The sequence below is a fragment of the Pseudomonas sp. CGJS7 genome (genome assembly GCF_036961695.1).
The window spans coordinates 31,608-48,670 of sequence record NZ_JBAMDI010000054.1; the positions used below are offsets into that span (position 1 = coordinate 31,608).

Here is a 17,063-nt window from a genome sequence, read left to right on the forward strand (position 1 = left end):
TACGCTCACTCCTGGCTTCAAGCGGGTTGCAACCGCGCCAGGGCGAGGTTCAGGCGTACTTCGAGCATGGCGCGCGCGGTTTCGTCCTCGATCACCGCCAGGGTTTCGCGGCAGAACGCGGTGGTCAGCAGCGCCCGCGCCGCTTCGGCCGGCACGCCGCGCGAGCGCAGGTAGAACAGCGCATTGGCGTCGAGCTGGCCGACGGTGGCGCCGTGCGCGGCCTGGACTTCGTCGGCGTGGATTTCCAGCACCGGTTGGGTGTCGATCTCCGCGCCTTCGCTGAGCAGCAGGTTCTTGTTGGACAACGCGGCGTTGCTGCCGTCGGCGCCTTCGCGGATCAGGATGCCGCCATGGAACGCCGCGCGCGAACGGCCGGCGCCGAGGCCGCGCCAGGTCAATTCGCATTCGGTGTCGCGGCCGACGTGATCGATCCCCAGGCGGGTGTCGAGATGGCGGCGGCCGGTGGCCAGCAGCACGCCGTTGGCGTGGACGTGCGAGCCTTCGCCGTGCAGCGCGGCGTTGAGTTCGTGACGGGCCAGCGCCGCGCCCAGTTCCAGGTCGATCCGGCGGTAGCGCGCGCCGCGCGCCAGCACCGCGTCGGTACGCGCGAACACGCTCGCGCCGAGCGCGTCGTCCTGGACCCGCGCGTGCGACAGCGTCGCGTTCGGCGCCAGATGCACGTGGGTCAGGCTGTTGGACAGGTGGTTGTGGGTGTCGGTGGCGATCTGATGCTCGACCACGTTGAGGCTGGCGCCTTCGCGCAGTTCGATCAGATGGCGCAGGTGCCAGGCCAGGTCGCCGGCAGCGGGGCTGCCCAGGAACACCAGATGCACCGTGCCCTCGGCCTGCACGCCGGCGTCGACCCGCAACACCGCGCCTTCGTCGGCCAGCGCGGCGTTGAGGCGGGCGAAGACTTCGTCGGCGCGTTCGAAGCGGCGGGCGAGGAAGTTGGCTTCGCGGGCGTCGTCGGCGGCCAGCACTTGCGACAGCGGCAGCAGCGACACGCCGGCCGGCAGACCGGACAAATCCGAATGCGCGGCGTCGAAGCGGCCGTTGTGGAACACGATCCGCGGCGCCGGAATGCCGGCGATCGCGGCGGCGTCGAACCCGGCCGGCGCGTGCGTGGCGGCGGCGAAGGCGCGCCGTTCCAGCGCGCGCAGCGCAGTGTATTTCCAGGCTTCGGTGCGCGGGCCGGGCAGGCCGTCGCGCAGCGCGGCGTCGAGCGCGGCGCGGCGGGTGGCGCCGAGTCCGGCGGACTCGCGCGCGGCCAGCGTATCGAAGGACGCGGCGAAGGCGTCGAGCAGGGCGCTCATCGGGCGCGCTCCAGGCCGGGGTTAGCGAAGATCACGCCGCGTTCTCCGGAGCGACGCGGTCCTTGAGCCATTCGTAGCCGTGCGCTTCCAGTTCCAGCGCCAGCTCCGGCCCGCCGGTTTCGACGATGCGGCCGTCGGCCAGCACGTGCACCACGTCGGGTTTGATGTAGTCGAGCAGGCGCTGATAGTGGGTGATCACCAGGAACGCGCGTTCGCTGGAGCGCAGCGTGTTGACGCCGTGGGCGACGGCCTTGAGCGCGTCGATGTCCAGGCCCGAATCGGTTTCGTCCAGGATCGCCAGCTTGGGCTCCAGCAGCGCCAGCTGGAAGATCTCGTTGCGCTTCTTTTCGCCGCCGCTGAAGCCTTCGTTGACGCCGCGATGCAGCAGTTCGTCCTTCAGATGCAGCACGGCGAGCTTTTCGCGCACCAGCTTGAGGAACTGCATCGAGTCCAGCTCGGCCTCGCCGCGCGCCTTGCGCTGGGCGTTGAGCGCGGCGCGCAGGAAGTAGGTGTTGTTGACGCCGGGAATCTCGACCGGGTACTGGAAGGCCAGGAACACGCCGGCGGCGGCGCGCTCCTCGGGTTCCAGGGCCAGCAGGTCGCGGCCGTCGAATTCGATCGTGCCTTGGGTGACCTCATAGCCTTCGCGACCTGCCAGCACGTTGCCGAGCGTGGACTTGCCGGCGCCGTTGGGGCCCATGATGGCGTGCACTTGGCCGGGGATCAGCTCCAGGGTCAGGCCCTTGAGGATCTCTTTGCCGGCTACGGAGACGTGGAGGTTTTCGATCTTGAGCATCGTTATGTATCCAGATGGGTTAGCTGTCGCGCGCTTGCGCAGCAGCTTTTATCTTTAGCCCCTCTCCCGCTCGCGGGAGAGGGGTTGGGGTGAGGGCGCGCGTGCCCTCATCCGGCCCTTCGGGCCACCTTCTCAGCCTTGCACACCCTTCGGGCGCCGCCAGGCGGGAGAAGAGAGTGCGTTAGCCGACGCTGCCTTCCAGGCTCACTTCCAACAGCTTCTTGGCTTCCACCGCGAACTCCATCGGCAACTCGCGGAACACCGATTTGCAGAAGCCGTCGACGATCATCGACACCGCGTCTTCCTCGCCGATGCCGCGCGAACGGCAATAGAACAGCTGGTCATCGCTGATCTTGGAGGTGGTGGCTTCGTGCTCGACGGTTGCGTCGGGGTGCTTGACCTCGATGTACGGGAAGGTGTGCGCGCCGCACTTCTTGCCGATCAGCAGGCTGTCGCACTGGGTGTGGTTGCGCGCGCCGGCGGCGTTCTTTTCGACCTTGACCAGGCCGCGGTAGGTGTTCTGGCCGCGGCCGGCGCTGATGCCCTTGCTGATGATCTTGGACTTGGTGCGCTTGCCGATGTGGATCATCTTGGTGCCGGTGTCGGCCTGCTGGCGGTGATGGGTCAGCGCGACCGAATAGAACTCGCCGACCGAATCGTCGCCCAGCAGCACGCACGACGGGTACTTCCAGGTGATCGCCGAACCGGTTTCAACCTGGGTCCAGCTGATCTTGCTGCGCGCGCCGCGGCATTCGCCGCGCTTGGTCACGAAGTTGTAGATGCCGCCGACGCCGTTCTCGTCGCCGGGATACCAGTTCTGCACGGTGCTGTACTTGATCTCGGCGTCTTCCAGCGCCACCAGCTCGACCACCGCGGCGTGCAGCTGGTTCTCATCGCGCATCGGCGCGGTGCAGCCTTCCAGGTACGAGACGTAGGCCTTGTCCTCGCACACGATCAGGGTGCGCTCGAACTGGCCGGTGTGGCCGGCGTTGATGCGGAAGTAGGTGCTCAGCTCCATCGGGCAGCGCACGCCCTTGGGGATGAACACGAAGCTGCCGTCGGAGAACACCGCCGAGTTCAGCGCAGCGAAGTAGTTGTCGCCGACCGGCACCACGCTGCCGAGGTACTTCTGCACCAGTTCGGGGTGTTCGCGGATGGCCTCGGACATCGAGCAGAAAACGATGCCCTTCTCGGCCAGTTCCTTGCGGAAGGTGGTGCCGACGGAGACCGAGTCGAACACCGCGTCCACCGCCACGCCGGCCAGGCGCGCGCGCTCGTGCAGCGGCACGCCGAGCTTGTCGTAGGTGTCCAGCAGTTCCTGCGGCACTTCGTCGAGCGAGTTGTACTTGGCCTTGGGCGCGCTGTAGTAGCTCAGCGCCTGGAAATCGATCGCCGCGATGTTGAGCTTGGCCCAGTGCGGCATCGGCATGGTCAGCCAGTGGCGGTAGGCCTGCAGGCGCCAGTCGGTCATCCACTGCGGCTCGTTCTTCTTGGCCGACAGCGCGCGGATGACGTCCTCGTCCAGACCCGGCGGCAGGCTGTCGGATTCGATGTCGGTGATGAAACCGGCTTCGTAACGACGACCCAACTGCTCATGGATCATCTCGTTTTGCATCGGTCGATTGCCGATGTCGCCCGCCGGCGCGGGAGTCTGTTTGATGTCGGTGGCCATGGCGGCTGCCTACTGTCTATGCGCCGGCCAGGCGCAGGTCGATGCGCTTGGCGGTGGCGGCGGTTTCATGAGGGAGGTCGGAGACGAACACCGGGGCGGGGGCCAACATCTGGGCGAGGGTCACGTTGCTGAGGGCTTCCACTACGACATCGTTGATCCGGCGCCAGTTGGCGCGCACGCCGCACTGTTGCTCCAGGCCGCAGTTGCCTTCGTGGACGCTGCATTCGGTCATGCCCAGCGGGCCTTCCATCGCCTCGACGATCTCGATCAGGCCGATGTCGCGCGGCGCCCGGGCCAGGCGGTAACCGCCGTTGGCGCCGCGGAAACCCTCGACCAGACCGGCCTGGGCCAGCGGCTTGAGCACCTTGCTGACCGTCGGCGCTTCCAGACCCGCCCGTTCGGCCAGTTCGGCCGCGCTGAGGACGCGGTCGTGCTGGGCCGCCAGGACGGTCAGCACGACCGTGGCGTAGTCGGTGAGTTTGGTGACGCGGAGCATGGGCGTGGGGGCCAGGCAGGCGGGCGGTGTAATTCGTACCGAAATTGTACGGTTTTATCGCGGTCGAAGCCAGCGCCCGGGTTTTGCCCAATTCAGCGAGCCGGGCGGGGTGGCCGGGGCGGGGGTGGGGAGGGGAGGCGGGCAGGTATGCGATCGGGTAATGCGGTTGGCGGCCCGTGCGAAACGCTAACCCCGACGATAGCGGCCGAACCCCCGCTCAGGTCAGAATGACCGTTCGTCATTTCGGGAATCAACATGCCGCGCAAGATCGCCGCCCGTCGTTCAGCCATCCACGGCAACGGCGTATTCGCCGTCGCCCCGATCGCCAAGGGCGAACGCGTCATCGAATACAAAGGCCGCCGCCGCACCCACGAAGAAGCCGACGCCGGCGACAGTGGCGATGCCGATTCCGGCCATACCTTCCTGTTCACGCTCAATGACGAGTACGTGATCGATGCCAATTTCGAAGGCAATACCGCGCGTTGGATCAACCACAGCTGCTCGCCCAATTGCGAGGCGCTGCTGGAAGAGGACGACGGCAAGGACCGCCGTCTGGACAAGGTGTTCATCGAGGCGATCCGCGATATCGCCCCGGGCGAGGAGCTGTCGTACAACTACGGCATCACCTTGGCCGAGAAGCACACCAAGGAACTGAAGAAGATCTGGGAATGCCGCTGCGGTTCGGAAAACTGCACCGGGACCATGCTCCAGCCCAAGAAGGACAAGAAGAAAAAGAAGAAGGGCAAGGACAAGAAGAAGGACAAGAAAAAGAAGAAGGACAAGAAGAAAGATTGAGGCTGGGCGCCAGAGCGTCCGCCTACGCTGAGCCCTTCTCCCGCTTTGCAGGAGAAGGTGGCCCGAAGGGCCGGATGAGGGCATTCGCCGCCGCGCGCCCTCACCCCAACCCCTCTCCCGCAAGCGGGAGAGGGGCTAAGAGCTAGGCGCGGACAAAGGTCCGATAGCCGACCGCATCCCGCGACGGGACACTGCGATGCATCCGCCGCCACGCCGCGATAACACCGCGCGGCGACAATGAGCGCCGGTTCGCTTTCTCTTTCCGCACTTCCGCATCGTCCAGGAGTCCCGCATGAGCTCGATCCAAGGCAAAGTCGCCGTCGTCACCGGGGCCGCCAGCGGCATCGGCAAGGAAATCGCCCACGAACTCGCCCGCGCCGGCGCGGCGATCGCCATCGCCGATCTCAACCAGGCCGGCGCCCAGGCGGTGGCCGACGAGATCGTCGGCAACGGCGGCCGCGCGATCGGCGTGGCCATGGACGTCACCGACGAGGCCGCAGTCAACGCCGGCATCGAAAGCGTGGTGGCGCAACTCGGCGGCATCGACATCCTGGTCTCCAACGCCGGCATCCAGATCGTCAACCCGATCGAGAACTACGCGTTCGCCGACTGGAAGAAGATGCTCGCGATCCATCTGGACGGCGCGTTCCTGACCACCAAGGCGGCGCTGCCGCATATGTACAAGGGCGACAAGGGCGGCACCGTGATCTACATGGGCTCGGTGCACTCGCACGAGGCCTCGCCGCTGAAGTCGGCCTATGTCACCGCCAAGCACGGCCTGTTGGGGCTGTCGCGGGTGCTGGCCAAGGAAGGCGCCAAACACAATGTGCGCAGCCATGTGGTGTGCCCGGGTTTCGTGCGCACGCCGCTGGTGGACAAGCAGATTCCCGAACAGGCCAAGGAACTGGGCATCAGCGAGGATGAGGTGATCAAGAAGGTCATGCTCGGCAACACCGTCGATGGGGTGTTCACCACGGTCGAGGACGTGGCGCAGACGGTGCGCTTCCTGGCCGAGTTCCCGAGCGCGGCGTTGACCGGGCAGAGTTTCGTGGTGAGCCATGGGTGGTACATGCAGTAACGGCGGATGCGCCGCTTGCGTTCGTTGTTTTTGCGAGTCAGGCCGCGACGGACTGAGAGAGGGCGCTGAAGTCTCTGGATCCCCGCCTTCGCGGGGATGACGGCTGGGAGGAGGGCGATGTAACCCACCCATCCTCGTTATCCATTCATCGTCGTTCCCGCGAAGGCGGGAACCCAGGGCCTTACCGAGGTTGGACTCTGAAGTCGGCGGCTCCGCGTTTCGCGGACCCAGCAACGAGGTTTCACAAGAGGCGGCAACGATGCCCAGCAAACGTTCTTCCAGCGCGAAAGGCGCCACCCCAGCGCGCGCGCCGAAACGCGAACCCGGCCGGCCCACGCCCGCCAAGCGCGATCCCAAGCCGGCCACGCCGACGAAAAAAGAACCGCCGCGCAAGGCGCCGACGGTAAAAGAGCCGCCTAAGCGCAGCGCCGCGGCCCGCGCCGCCGCGCGCGCTGCCTCATCCGCGAAGACGACCCCGCGCAAACGCGCCGCCAGCAAACAGGCAGCTTCGCGCGCCGCTCAGACTGCCGGCGCGCGCATCCGCGAGGCCGCACCGGTTTTGCCGCAGAACATCGCCCTGGTGCTGCAAGGCGGCGGCGCGCTCGGCGCGTATCAGGCCGGTGTCTATCAGGGCCTGCACGATGCCGGCATCGCGCCGAACTGGATCGCCGGCATTTCCATCGGCGCCTTCAACACCGCGATCATCGCCGGCAATCCGCCGGAAAAACGCATGGATGCGTTGCGCGGGTTCTGGGACACGATCTCGCGCCCGGCGGTGCTGCCCTCGACCACCCTGGGCCAGGAAGCGCGGCTGGACGGGCTCGACGCCGATGCCCGCGCCTGGCTCGATACCTGGGAAGCCTGGCGCGCGATCGTCGAAGGCCAGCGCGGCTTCTATCAGCCGCGCTCCTGGCTCGGCATCGATCCGGCCGTCCTGCTCGGCGAGCAGCCCGGCCCGGCCGCGGCCAGTTTCTACGACACCTCGCCGATGATCGCCACGCTCGAGAAGATGGTCGACTTCGACCGCCTCAACGACGGCGGCATCCGCGTCAGCGTCGGCGCGGTCAATGTGCGCACCGGCAATCTGGAGTATTTCGACAACAGCCAAATGCGCCTGGATGCGCGGCATATCCTGGCGTCCGGCGCATTGCCGCCGGCGTTCGCGGCGGTGGAGATCGACGGCGAGTTCTATTGGGACGGCGGCCTGGTCTCGAACACGCCGCTGTCGCAAGTGCTGACCGCCTCGCCGCGCCGCGACACCCTGGTGTTCCAGGTCGACTTGTGGAACGCGCGCGGCGAGTTGCCGCAGAACCTGCTCGACGTGGCCGAGCGGCAGAAGGAGATCCAATACTCCAGCCGCACCCGGCTGATCACCGACACCCAGCGGGTGTTGCAGCACTACCGCCGTTTGCTGCGCGAACTGTTGGAGGAAATCCCCGAGTCGGTGCGCAAGACCAATCCCTGGGCGCAGCACGCGGCCGAGTTGGCCTGCGACCGGCGTTACAGCGTGATCCATCTGATCTATCGCGACAAAGCCAAGATCGGCCACTTCAAGGACTACCAGTTCGGCCGGGTGGCGATGCGCGAGCATTGGCTGTCGGGGCAGAGCGATATCGCCCGGGCGTTGAGCCATCCGGATTGGCTGCAACTGCCGCAGGGGGAGTCGGCGTTCGTGGCGCACGATGCTACTGCGTCATGAGCTGCATCGGAATGGCGCCTGTGATGTAGAAGTGGCGCGAGCTGCATCGGGAAATGGCCGCTTGCGCCGCAAGCGTGGTGTCGTGGTCGCAGCTTGCGCAGCTCCTACAGTCGGATTGCGGGGTTGGCGAAGCGATTCGCTGCTGCGTTACCGCGTCTGCTACCTGTAAGAGCGGCGCGAGCCGCGACCGCGCCGTATCGAGTTCGCGGCGCTCCGGTCCAGACCGCCGCGGCTGACCTTTGTCACCCCGCACCCATGCGCCCGCCTGGACACCCGGTCCCATCAGCTGCGATGCGCGGCGACCGCCAAGGGTTGCCATGACTTACGCCATTTAGCGCACAGCCGTCACATCGCTAGTCTGCGCGTCGTCGCGGTGCAGTCCGCCGCGATTCGGGACGGCGCCGCGGGGAACGCGCGGCCGTCGCGATCCATCGGCAACCCGGGGTGCGGCATGCGCAAGAACCTGATCGTCTCTCTATCGGCCGCGTGCGCGGCCTTCACCGCCACCGGCGCCAGCGCTGTCGAGATCGACGGCCGCATCGATCCGCAGGAGTGGGCCCAGGCCCAGCACATCCAGGACTTCCGCCTGACCCAGCCGCTCTCGCGCCAGGCCGCTTCGCAGCCGACCGAAGCCTGGTTGATGGCGACCCCGCAAGGCTTGGCGATCGCCTTCCGCAATCATCAGCCGGCCGGCGTGCCGCGTCTGCGCCAGCACACCCAGCGCGACGGCGACGGCACCGTCGACCGGGTCAATCTGTACGTGGATTTCGACGGCGACGGCCGCGCCGGCTACAACTTCACCGTGACCCTGGCCAACAGCATCGTCGATGCCACCGTGACCAGCGAGAATCAGTTCAACAACGACTGGGACGGCGACTGGCGCCACGCCACCAGCGAAGACGACGCGGGCTGGTCGGCCGAGATGCTGATCCCCTGGCACATCGCGCCGATGCGTCAGAGCGAGGGCATGCGCACCCTCGGCATCGAGCTCGACCGGGTCATCGCCTCCACCGGCGAACGTACCTCGTGGCCGGCGGTGCATTACACCGAGGCGCGCTTTCTGTCCGCGTTCAATCGCATCGAAGTGCCGGCGTACAAGCAATCGCTGCTGGCGATCACCCCATATGCGATGGGGGTGCAGGACGCGGTCAAGCACGCCAGCGATTTCGACGGCGGCGTGGACGTGTTCTGGAAACCCAGCGGCAAGTTCCAGCTCAGCGCGACCTTGAACCCGGATTTCGGCCAGGTCGAGAGCGACGAGCTGACCGTCAATTTCAGCGCCACCGAGACCTTCAACAGCGACAAGCGCCCGTTCTTCACCGAGAACCAGGGCTTCTTCGACGTCCAGTTCGGTTCGTACAACAGCTTCAGCCGCCTGATCTACACCCGCCGCGTGGGCGGACCGGCCGACGACGGCCAGGGCTCGGGCGATGTCACCGCGGCGGTCAAGCTCAACGGCAGCGCGGGCGGGGTCAACTACGGCGTGTTCGCCGCCAGCGAAGGCGACGATGCCGGCCGCGACTTCTACGCTGCGCGAGTCACCCGCGACTTCGCCCGCTTCGGCCTGGGCGCGATGGCGACCCGGGTGGAGCGTCCTTACCTGGATCGCGCGGCCAACGTGTATGAGTTCGACCAACGCTGGGCGCCGAACGCGCAATGGTCGATCCGCAGCACCGTGGTCGCTTCCGACGTCGAACAGGGCGGGCGCAGTTTCCGCGACAGCGGCGGTCAGTTCCGCATCGATTACGACATGGGCCAGGGTTGGCGCCAGCAGTTGTACGGGCTGCACCTGGGCCGCGACCTGATGCTCAACGACTTCGGTTATCTGGAACGCAACAACTTCAACTACGTCCGCTACGACCTGGGCAAGCGCGTGACCAACCTGCCGGCCGGATCGGCCTACGCCGGACAGGACTGGCATTTCGCGCTGTCGCGCCGTTACAGCGACGACGGCGTGCATATCGCCGACGCGGTCGCGCTGAACCGGCGCAGCGACATGCGCGACGGCGGCCGCCAGTTCGTCGAAGCGGCGGTGTGGAGCAGCGGCCACGACGATCTGGTCACCCGCGGCCACGGCGTGCTGCGGATGCCGGCGAAGATGTTTTTGACCTACGAGCGGCTGCGTCCGCGCCAGGGCGACAGCCGCTGGTCGCTGTACACCGAAGCCGGCTACAGCGCCGACGGCCTGGGCGGAATGGACGAAGGCAAGCTGCGCTTGTACCTGGAGCCGAATTATCAGTTCAGCGACCGGATGCTGTTGTTCGCTGGTCTGGAGTACAGCCACAACCCGGATTGGCTGTTGTGGCGCGGGGACAACCGCGTCGCCAGCTTCCGCGCCGATCTGCTCAACCTCAATGCGGGTGTGCAGTGGTTCATCGACGATAAGCAGGAACTGCGCGTGCGCCTGGAAACCATCGGCGTGGATGCGCGCACGCGTCAGGCTTATCGGGTCGGCGCCGATGGGCGCGCGCTGGCGGTGGCCGAGGCGATTCCGGATTTCAGCGTGCGCAATCTGGGGTTCCAGGTGCGTTATCGCTATGAGCTGGCGCCGTTGTCGTATCTGTATGTGGCGTATGTGCGCGGCGGCGAGATGTTCCAGGAGGATGTCGGGCAGGCGAATGTGGCGCATCAGTTTCGGGATGCGTTCGATTTGCGCGATAGCGAGCAGTTGTTGGTTAAGTTGTCTTATCGGTTCGAGATTTGAGGGTTTCGGCGGGGCGTGCCCTCGCCCCAACCCCTCTCAGCCTTGCACACCCTTCGGGCGTCGCAAGCGGGAGAGGGGCTATCAAATTCTGGGAGAGGGTTGATTGCCAGCCCTTCTCCCGCTTGCGGGAGAAGGTGCCCGAAGGGCGGATGAGGGCCGCGCCCCGTCGCGAACTACTGCCTCCGCCACTCCACCCCGAAATACACCGCCCGCCCATCGCCCGGCAGAAAATTGCGCCCATCCACCCCACGCGCATCGGCGATCACATTGGTACTGGCGACCCAGCGCTTATCGCCCAGGTTGCGCGCGTCGGCGAACCAACTCCATTGCGAAGCCAGCTTTCCGCCGACGCGTAACCCGGCGATGGTGTAACCGGGCGCCTTGAAGGTGTTGGCGTGATCGATGTAGTAAGCCTGCGGCGTCCACTCCACGCTCGGCGCGATGTAGAGACGCTCATCGGGCTGCCAGCGCAACTCGGCACGCAACTGCTGCGGCGGTACGCCAGCCAGATCGTTGTTGCCGTAAACCCGATCCCCGTCGAAGCGGAAATCGTTGTAGAGATAGTTCGCCGACAACGTGAAATCCCGCGCGAACTTCCAGCCCAACCCGAACTCGATGCCCTGATGCAGCGTCCGGCCGGCGTTGACCGTCCCGAGCGGATTGCCGTTGCCGTCGCTCAACGACAGCAACTCGCCCTTGACCCGGGCGCGGTACAACGCGACATCCAGCGACAACCCATCGCGATTCAAGCGCAAGCCCAGTTCGCCGCTGTCGGCGCGCTGCTTGTCGACCGGCGTCACCCCCGGCCCGCCGCTGAGTTCGCCGAAGCTCGGCGGCTCCAGGCTGCGGCTGAGGTTGGCATACACCTGGGCGTGTTCGTCGATCAGATAACGCAGGCCGAGTTTGGGGCTGATGCCGGAATAGTCGGCATCGAAGCTTTCGTCGCGGCCGCCGACGATGAACAGATCGCGCGAGCGGCGCTGCGAGCGCAGCGCCTGCGCGCCCAGCGACAGCGTCCACTGCGGGCTGAGCCAGGTTTGATTCTCCGCATACAGCTTGCTGTTGCGCGCGCGCTGGTCGAAACGGTTGCTGCGCGCGCCGGGCCGGCCGGCGACATTGAAGTAACGATCGTCGTCGATATCGCCTTGGGCGAACGCGACCCCCGCGATCAGCACGTTGCGCAATCCCAGCCACTGCGATTCGCCGCGCCAGCGCAGGTCCAGGCCGTAGTCGCGGCTGTCCTGGCGCAGCACCTGGAAGATCGGGTGGTCCAGCGATTTGTCGGCGTAATAGGCCGACAAGGTCAACGTACCGGCAGCCGACGGCGCCCAGGCGAGCTTGCCGGCGATCCGATCCAGACGGTAATCGCGGCGCTGGTTCAACGCGAGATTGCCCGGTGCGGCCAAGCGCGGATCGCGGCGCGATTCGTCCAGAGTCAGATTGCCGGGCAAGGCCGAGCGGGTGTCGACGTGGGTGAAGTAGATCCGGCCGTCGAGGCTGTCGCTGAAGCGGTAGCCGGCGTTGGCGAACAGCCGGTAGTTTTCCTGTTCGGCGTGTTCGCGATAACCGTCCTGGCGCAGGCCGCTGAGGCTGAGATAAGCGTCGGTGCGTCCGGACACGCCGGCCACCGCGACTTGACCGCGGCGATAGCCGAAATCGCCGGTTTCCACGCGCAGGGCCAACGGCGCGGCGTCGTAACCGGTCGGCGAGACGAAGTCGATCGCGCCGCCGAGCGTGGCCGCGCCGAATTCCAGCGCATTGGCGCCGCGATAGACCTGGATGTAACGCGCCGACAGCGGTTCCACCGCCTGGAAGTCGAAGCCGCCGTCGGCGAGGTTGAGCGGGCTGCCGTCTTGCAGCAGTTCCAGGCCGCGGCCGTGGAAGGTGCGTTGCAGACCCGAGCCGCGGATCGCCAGACGCGCTTCCTCGGCGCCGAAGCGCGGTTGCACGAACACGCCGGTGGCGAACCCTAGCGCGTCGGTCAGCGTGCTTACGCGACGGTCGCGGTAGCGCTCGCCATCGACCAATCCGGTGGCGCCGGCGCGTTGGTCCAGCCGTGCGCGCGCCTGTTCGATGCCGTCGACGGTCAGCGCGGCGTCGGCCTGGCCGTGCACCCGCACGGTGCTCAGGGTCTTGGTCTGTGCGGCGGTTTGCGCGTGCGCCGCGGATGCGCAGAACAGCGCGATCGCCAGCGACGCGAAACGAAATGTGACGGTGCGCATGGCGGCTTCCGTGCGTGAGAAGCCCGACAGGGTAGTGAGCGGCATGCGGCGCCGGGTGCGGCATAACGCCGCACGGCGCTAGCTGTCCGCCGTGTTCGGGTTTAGCCGTATGGGTTTGAAATACGCCGCGCGAATCGGCTCAGTGCGCGCCGTCCGGTTGCGCATCGGTCAGCGGCACCGGCTTGACCCGCAGCGCCCAGATCACGCCGGCGATCAGCAAGGCGATGCCGAGCAAGGTCAACGGCTGCGGAAATTGCCCGCGCAAAATAAATGCGTAGCTCAAGGCGAACAAGGTTTCGAACACGATCAACTGCCCGGCCAGCGCGGTCGGCAAACGCTGGCTGGCTTCGTTCCAGCACAAGGTGCCGACCCAGGACGCGAACAAGCCGATCGCGACCATCAAGCCGATGAAGAAGCCCGGGCGCGGGCCGAACGGCATCGGAAATTCGCTGCCGCGCAAGCTCATGAACGACCACAGCACGATGTAGCCGGCCAGCGCCAGCGGCAGCGTCGCCACGCCTTGCGCGGTGGCCCAGGTGCGCGGACTGCGGCCGGGATGCGCGCGCAGCCAGTCGGCATTGCGCAGCGGATACCAGGTCCAGCACGCGACCGCGCCGAAGGCGAGCAGGGCGCCGAGCGCGTAACGGCTGAGGTCGGCATCGGCGTCGGCGCGCAGCGCGCGCAGTTCGACCTGGTTGACGCAGGCGATGCCGGCGGCGATCAGCAACAGCGACGGCGCCAATCGCAGCCACGGCAGGCGGCCGTCGCGGCGCGCGTTGAGCAGGTTGGCGCTGATCGCGATCACCACCGGCAAGGTGCCGATGATCATGGTCGGCAACGGCCCACCGGCGCGCTGGATCGCGCTGGCCAGGAACAAGTAATACAGCAGGTTGCCGATCGCCGAGAGCTTGATCGCTTCGATCCAGTCGGCGCGGCCGAGCTGGCGCAGCGCGTCGCGGTCCAGCCACGCCAGCGGCAGCGCGATCAGGCCGAAAGCCAGATAGCGCCCGACCGACTGCAACGCCGCCGGGTATTCGGGCAACAGCAGCGGGCCGACGAAGACCAGGCCCCAGATCAGGCCGGCGAGCAGGGCGTAGAGGGTTCCGAGCAACATGGGCGCAGGATGGCCGGAGCGACGGGCCGCGTCTTGTACCAGATTGCGGTTTGGCTTGGAGCATCCCTGTAGGAGCGGTGCGAGCCGCGACCGCGGACTTGCACGATTGCGCCGTTCATTCGGTTTCGCGGTCGCGGCTCGCGCCGCTCCTACAGGGGCCGGCCGAAACTTGCGCGAATGTCGGGTGGAATCAGCCGCGCACTTGCGCCTGGTAGCGCGCCGGGGTGACGCCGTAGCGGCGCTGGAAGGCGCGGGTCAGATGCGCTTGGTCGGTCAGGCCAGTATCCGCCGCGACTTGCGCGCACGGCACGCCTGCGGCGAGCAGGCGCTTGGCCCGGTGCAGGCGCAGCGCCATCAACATCTGCTGCGGGGTGACGTGGTACTGGGCGCGGAAGCGGCGCAGGAAGTGGAACGGGCTCAGGTCGGCAACCGCGGCCAGTTGCTCCAGCGCGATCCGCTCGGCCAGGTGCGCATGCAGGTACTCGACCACCGGCGCGAAACGCATCGCCGGTTCGTCGCGCGCGCGGCGCGGGATGCGCGCGTGATCGCGGAATTCGCTGAGCAGGGCCAGCAATTGGCCGTCGAAGTCGAGCGGATCGCTGGCCCGCCACAACGCGTCCAGGCGCGCGGTGACGCGGCGCGCACGGGCCGGGTCGTGGCGCACGGCTTGGTCGAACCACCAGCCCGATTCGCCGGTGATGCGCTCGGCCGCGTCGGGATCGACGTAGACCATGCGATAGCGCCAACCGCCTTCGGTTTCGGCGCGGCCGGTGTGGAGCACGTCGGGGTTCATCAGCACCAGCGAATCCGGCGGCGCGAGGTGGTCGCTGCCGCGGTAACGGAAGCGCTCCACACCCGATTCGATCGCGCCCAGCCCATAGGCTTCGTGGGTGTGCGGTTCGAACGCGTGACGGACGATGTGCGCGCGGTAAAGCTCCACGCCCGGGCGATGCGCGGGCTGCCGGAACTGCGCGGCATCGAATGCGTTGTCGAACTGGGCGGGCACGCCTTGCATGGGCCGAGTATGGCATGCGGCCGGTGAGCGGGCCGCCGCCCCAGGCGCTCAGCCGGCGGCGGGATGCAGCGCTTGCAGGGCGACCCAGGTGCGCGGGGTCATGATCTCGAACAGACCTGCGCGCGCGGTGCGGCGGCCGAGCACGATCAGGGCGTGATCGCGGCTGAGCAGCCAGCGCGCCCGCGCGGCGAAGGCGAGTTCGAGAAACTTCTGGTCGTCGGCATCGGCGCAGCGCGGCAATCCGGCGCCTTCGGTGTCTTCGGGCGTACGCGGGTGCGGCCGGAACAAGGCGTCGTATTCGGCGATGCAACGCGCGCGCGTGGTCGGGTCCAGCGCGAGTTTGGGGTAGTCGAGAATGCGCAGCCATTCTTCGCGGCAAGCCGCGTCGGTGATCGCGATCAGCGCGCCTGAGCGCAGCGCGGCCAGCAGCGGCGCCACGGTCGGGTCGGCGAAAGCGAACAGGTCCAGGCAGACGTTGCTGTCCAGGACGATGTGCGGCGTGTCGGCGCTCATGCGACGGTGCGGGTCAAAGATCGTCCTCGCCCGGGAACGACACGCTGAACTCGATCACCGTCAGCAAGCGGTCCTGCTGGGGATAGCGTTTGTCGTCGCTGGAAACAAAGCCGTCGCCGGAAGGAAGCGCGTCGGGGGCCAGTTCGGCCTGTCCCACGTAATCCAGGCGCGCCCTGCGAATCACCGCATCGCCGCCCGCGCCGGCGAGTTTGCCGCCGTTCCAGTCGGCGATGGTGCCGCCGTAGTCCCAGCCCAGGCCGCTGAACTGGATGGGTTTGCCGTTCAATCGCGCCAGTTCCGCCAGCGACAAGCCCATGCGCAGGCCGGTGTCCAGATGCCAGCGCGTGTCGCGATCGACGATGGCCGCCGCGGACAGGCCGCGCAGGTGTTGCGAGTCCTGGAAATACAGGTAGGCGCGCCGGGTGGAGTCGCGCGGAAACAGAATCACTCCGCGCAATTCGGTGCCTTCGCCGCCGGGCAGGTGTTCGCCGATCTCGACGTTGTCGGCGCCGAACAGTTGGCGCAGTTGTTCCGGGCCGGTGTCGGGCGCGAGCGGGCCGGGGAGCACGTAATCGGCGACCGGTGCGAGCACCGGTTGGGTTGGAGTTTCCGCGGCGGCCTCTTGCTGTACTGCCGGCGCGGCCGCGGCGGGAGCGGGCGTGGCGGTTGGCGACGGGTTGTGCGCATTCGCTGGCGGACGATCGCAAGCGCTCAGCGTCAGTGCGAACGCCAGGCTCGCGACCGCCGTCCAGCGTGCGCCGAACCCGCCGCGTTTCATTGCTTGAGTTCGCGGATATCTGCGCTGGCGATGCGCCAGGCGCGCTGTTCCGCGCTGGCGCCATCGACCACGGTGCGGCGCAAGGTGTAGGCGCCGACGTACTTGCGCTGACTGCCGTCGCGTTGGTTGGCGACGATCGACACCGGTATTTCGATATGGCGCTGGCCGGCGCCGGCGTCGACGCGGCCGGGCGGGGCGAGTTCCAGCGATACGCCTTCGGTCTGGGCGAATCCGTCGGCGAACTGCTGCGGGTTCTGGCCGCTGGCGCGGCCGCCGTCGGACCACAGCGCGTAGGCGCGGTCGTATTGGCGGCCGTTGATCGCGGCGTAGTAATCGCGGACCACGGCGACCGCGTCCTCGGGCGTGGGCTCGGCGGGGAGTGCGGTCGCCGGATCGCCGGCGCCGGTGGCGGGATCGGGCACGACGGCGTTCGGATCGACCGGCGCCACGGCTTCGCCGGTCCCGGGCAGGGGATTGCCGTTCTCGTCGAGCAACGGCTCGCCCGCCGCCGGCTCCACCGGCGCGCCGATCTGGCCCGGGCCGGGCTTGTCCGGCATGCCGGTGACGCCGCCGCCGGCGCCGTCGGGCGCGGGCAGGGTCGAGTCGGAATCGCCTTGCACGTCGGTGCCCGCGGCGCGGTCACCGCCGCCGCAGGCGGCCAGGCACAGCGACAACAGCGATACGGCGAGCAAGCCCAGCGAACGCGGGCGCAACGGGGACAACAGGCGCATGGGACGGTCCATGAGAACGAGGTCGCGCGACAGCGGTCGGACGCGCGTGCGGCCCAGTGTATAGGCGCCCTCGCGCGCGCGGCGACATGCCGGAAGTCGGGACGGCCGGCGCTCAGGCAGATGCACGCCGGCTGACT

Annotated in this window: 14 protein-coding genes; 4 read left to right on the top strand and 10 right to left on the bottom strand. The window is 67.5% G+C overall.

What is annotated here, in order from left to right; all coding sequences use genetic code 11:
• Positions 1-17: 17 nt before the first annotated feature.
• From sufD to V7787_RS27845, 4 genes are all read right to left on the bottom strand, one after another.
• Entirely contained in the window at positions 18-1,313 is a 1,296-nt protein-coding gene (gene sufD / locus V7787_RS27830) for a Fe-S cluster assembly protein SufD (protein WP_336090583.1), read from the bottom strand.
• 31 nt (positions 1,314-1,344) lie between these two features.
• Positions 1,345-2,109: a Fe-S cluster assembly ATPase SufC gene (gene sufC, locus V7787_RS27835; protein ID WP_336090584.1), complete on the bottom strand. Its 765-nt coding sequence runs from the start codon at positions 2,107-2,109 to the stop codon at positions 1,345-1,347.
• A 181-nt stretch (positions 2,110-2,290) separates the two neighbouring features.
• Positions 2,291-3,724 carry a Fe-S cluster assembly protein SufB gene (gene sufB / locus V7787_RS27840; RefSeq protein WP_336090634.1) on the bottom strand — a complete coding sequence of 478 codons (1,434 nt, stop codon included), beginning with the start codon at positions 3,722-3,724 and terminating at the stop codon, positions 2,291-2,293.
• Positions 3,725-3,797: 73 nt separating this feature from the next.
• The gene (locus V7787_RS27845; protein WP_336090585.1) at positions 3,798-4,277 is read right to left on the bottom strand and encodes an SUF system Fe-S cluster assembly regulator; all 480 of its coding nucleotides are present in this window, start codon (positions 4,275-4,277) and stop codon (positions 3,798-3,800) included.
• A 255-nt stretch (positions 4,278-4,532) separates the two neighbouring features.
• Between V7787_RS27845 and V7787_RS27850 the strand changes: the two genes are divergently transcribed.
• The 4 genes from V7787_RS27850 (at position 4,533) to V7787_RS27865 (ending at position 10,553) form a co-directional block, all read left to right on the top strand.
• Entirely contained in the window at positions 4,533-5,072 is a 540-nt protein-coding gene (locus tag V7787_RS27850; RefSeq protein WP_336090586.1) for an SET domain-containing protein, read from the top strand.
• Positions 5,073-5,364: 292 nt separating this feature from the next.
• The gene (locus V7787_RS27855) at positions 5,365-6,150 is read left to right on the top strand and encodes a 3-hydroxybutyrate dehydrogenase (protein WP_336090588.1); all 786 of its coding nucleotides are present in this window, start codon (positions 5,365-5,367) and stop codon (positions 6,148-6,150) included.
• Positions 6,151-6,409: 259 nt separating this feature from the next.
• Positions 6,410-7,849 (top strand): DUF3734 domain-containing protein, encoded by a 1,440-nt coding sequence (locus V7787_RS27860; RefSeq protein WP_336090589.1) that lies wholly within the window; start codon positions 6,410-6,412, stop codon positions 7,847-7,849.
• Positions 7,850-8,300: 451 nt separating this feature from the next.
• Positions 8,301-10,553 (top strand): DUF5916 domain-containing protein, encoded by a 2,253-nt coding sequence (locus V7787_RS27865; protein ID WP_336090590.1) that lies wholly within the window; start codon positions 8,301-8,303, stop codon positions 10,551-10,553.
• Between the two features lie 173 nt (positions 10,554-10,726).
• On the opposite strand, the gene V7787_RS27870 is transcribed toward V7787_RS27865, so the two are convergent.
• From V7787_RS27870 to V7787_RS27895, 6 genes are all read right to left on the bottom strand, one after another.
• A complete protein-coding gene (locus V7787_RS27870; protein WP_336090592.1) occupies positions 10,727-12,775 on the bottom strand; it encodes a TonB-dependent receptor family protein in 2,049 nt (682 codons plus the stop codon).
• Positions 12,776-12,914: 139 nt separating this feature from the next.
• Positions 12,915-13,889: a DMT family transporter gene (locus V7787_RS27875; protein WP_336090594.1), complete on the bottom strand. Its 975-nt coding sequence runs from the start codon at positions 13,887-13,889 to the stop codon at positions 12,915-12,917.
• 190 nt (positions 13,890-14,079) lie between these two features.
• Positions 14,080-14,904, bottom strand: a complete 825-nt coding sequence (locus V7787_RS27880; protein WP_336090596.1) for an AraC family transcriptional regulator — start codon at positions 14,902-14,904, stop codon at positions 14,080-14,082.
• Positions 14,905-14,952: 48 nt separating this feature from the next.
• Positions 14,953-15,417 (bottom strand): PIN domain-containing protein, encoded by a 465-nt coding sequence (locus tag V7787_RS27885; protein WP_336090597.1) that lies wholly within the window; start codon positions 15,415-15,417, stop codon positions 14,953-14,955.
• 13 nt (positions 15,418-15,430) lie between these two features.
• Positions 15,431-16,195, bottom strand: a complete 765-nt coding sequence (locus V7787_RS27890; RefSeq protein WP_336090598.1) for a hypothetical protein — start codon at positions 16,193-16,195, stop codon at positions 15,431-15,433.
• Positions 16,192-16,926, bottom strand: coding sequence for a hypothetical protein (locus V7787_RS27895; RefSeq protein ID WP_336090600.1), 735 nt, complete (start codon positions 16,924-16,926; stop codon positions 16,192-16,194). The genes V7787_RS27890 and V7787_RS27895 overlap by 4 nt, the downstream gene beginning before the upstream one ends.
• Positions 16,927-17,063 lie beyond the last annotated feature (137 nt).

Excerpts from the sequence above, each read along its gene's own strand:
- sufD (WP_336090583.1), bottom strand. The coding sequence starts at position 1,313 with ATGAGCGCCCTGCTCGACGCCTTCGCCGCGTCCTTCGATACGCTGGCC.
- V7787_RS27895 (WP_336090600.1), bottom strand. The coding sequence starts at position 16,926 with ATGCGCCTGTTGTCCCCGTTGCGCCCGCGTTCGCTGGGCTTGCTCGCC.
- V7787_RS27875 (WP_336090594.1), bottom strand. The coding sequence starts at position 13,889 with ATGTTGCTCGGAACCCTCTACGCCCTGCTCGCCGGCCTGATCTGGGGC.
- sufC (WP_336090584.1), bottom strand. The coding sequence starts at position 2,109 with ATGCTCAAGATCGAAAACCTCCACGTCTCCGTAGCCGGCAAAGAGATC.
- V7787_RS27885 (WP_336090597.1), bottom strand. The coding sequence starts at position 15,417 with ATGAGCGCCGACACGCCGCACATCGTCCTGGACAGCAACGTCTGCCTG.
- V7787_RS27860 (WP_336090589.1), top strand. The coding sequence starts at position 6,410 with ATGCCCAGCAAACGTTCTTCCAGCGCGAAAGGCGCCACCCCAGCGCGC.
- V7787_RS27850 (WP_336090586.1), top strand. The coding sequence starts at position 4,533 with ATGCCGCGCAAGATCGCCGCCCGTCGTTCAGCCATCCACGGCAACGGC.
- V7787_RS27865 (WP_336090590.1), top strand. The coding sequence starts at position 8,301 with ATGCGCAAGAACCTGATCGTCTCTCTATCGGCCGCGTGCGCGGCCTTC.
- V7787_RS27870 (WP_336090592.1), bottom strand. The coding sequence starts at position 12,775 with ATGCGCACCGTCACATTTCGTTTCGCGTCGCTGGCGATCGCGCTGTTC.
- V7787_RS27880 (WP_336090596.1), bottom strand. The coding sequence starts at position 14,904 with ATGCAAGGCGTGCCCGCCCAGTTCGACAACGCATTCGATGCCGCGCAG.
- sufB (WP_336090634.1), bottom strand. The coding sequence starts at position 3,724 with ATGCAAAACGAGATGATCCATGAGCAGTTGGGTCGTCGTTACGAAGCC.
- V7787_RS27855 (WP_336090588.1), top strand. The coding sequence starts at position 5,365 with ATGAGCTCGATCCAAGGCAAAGTCGCCGTCGTCACCGGGGCCGCCAGC.
- V7787_RS27890 (WP_336090598.1), bottom strand. The coding sequence starts at position 16,195 with ATGAAACGCGGCGGGTTCGGCGCACGCTGGACGGCGGTCGCGAGCCTG.
- V7787_RS27845 (WP_336090585.1), bottom strand. The coding sequence starts at position 4,277 with ATGCTCCGCGTCACCAAACTCACCGACTACGCCACGGTCGTGCTGACC.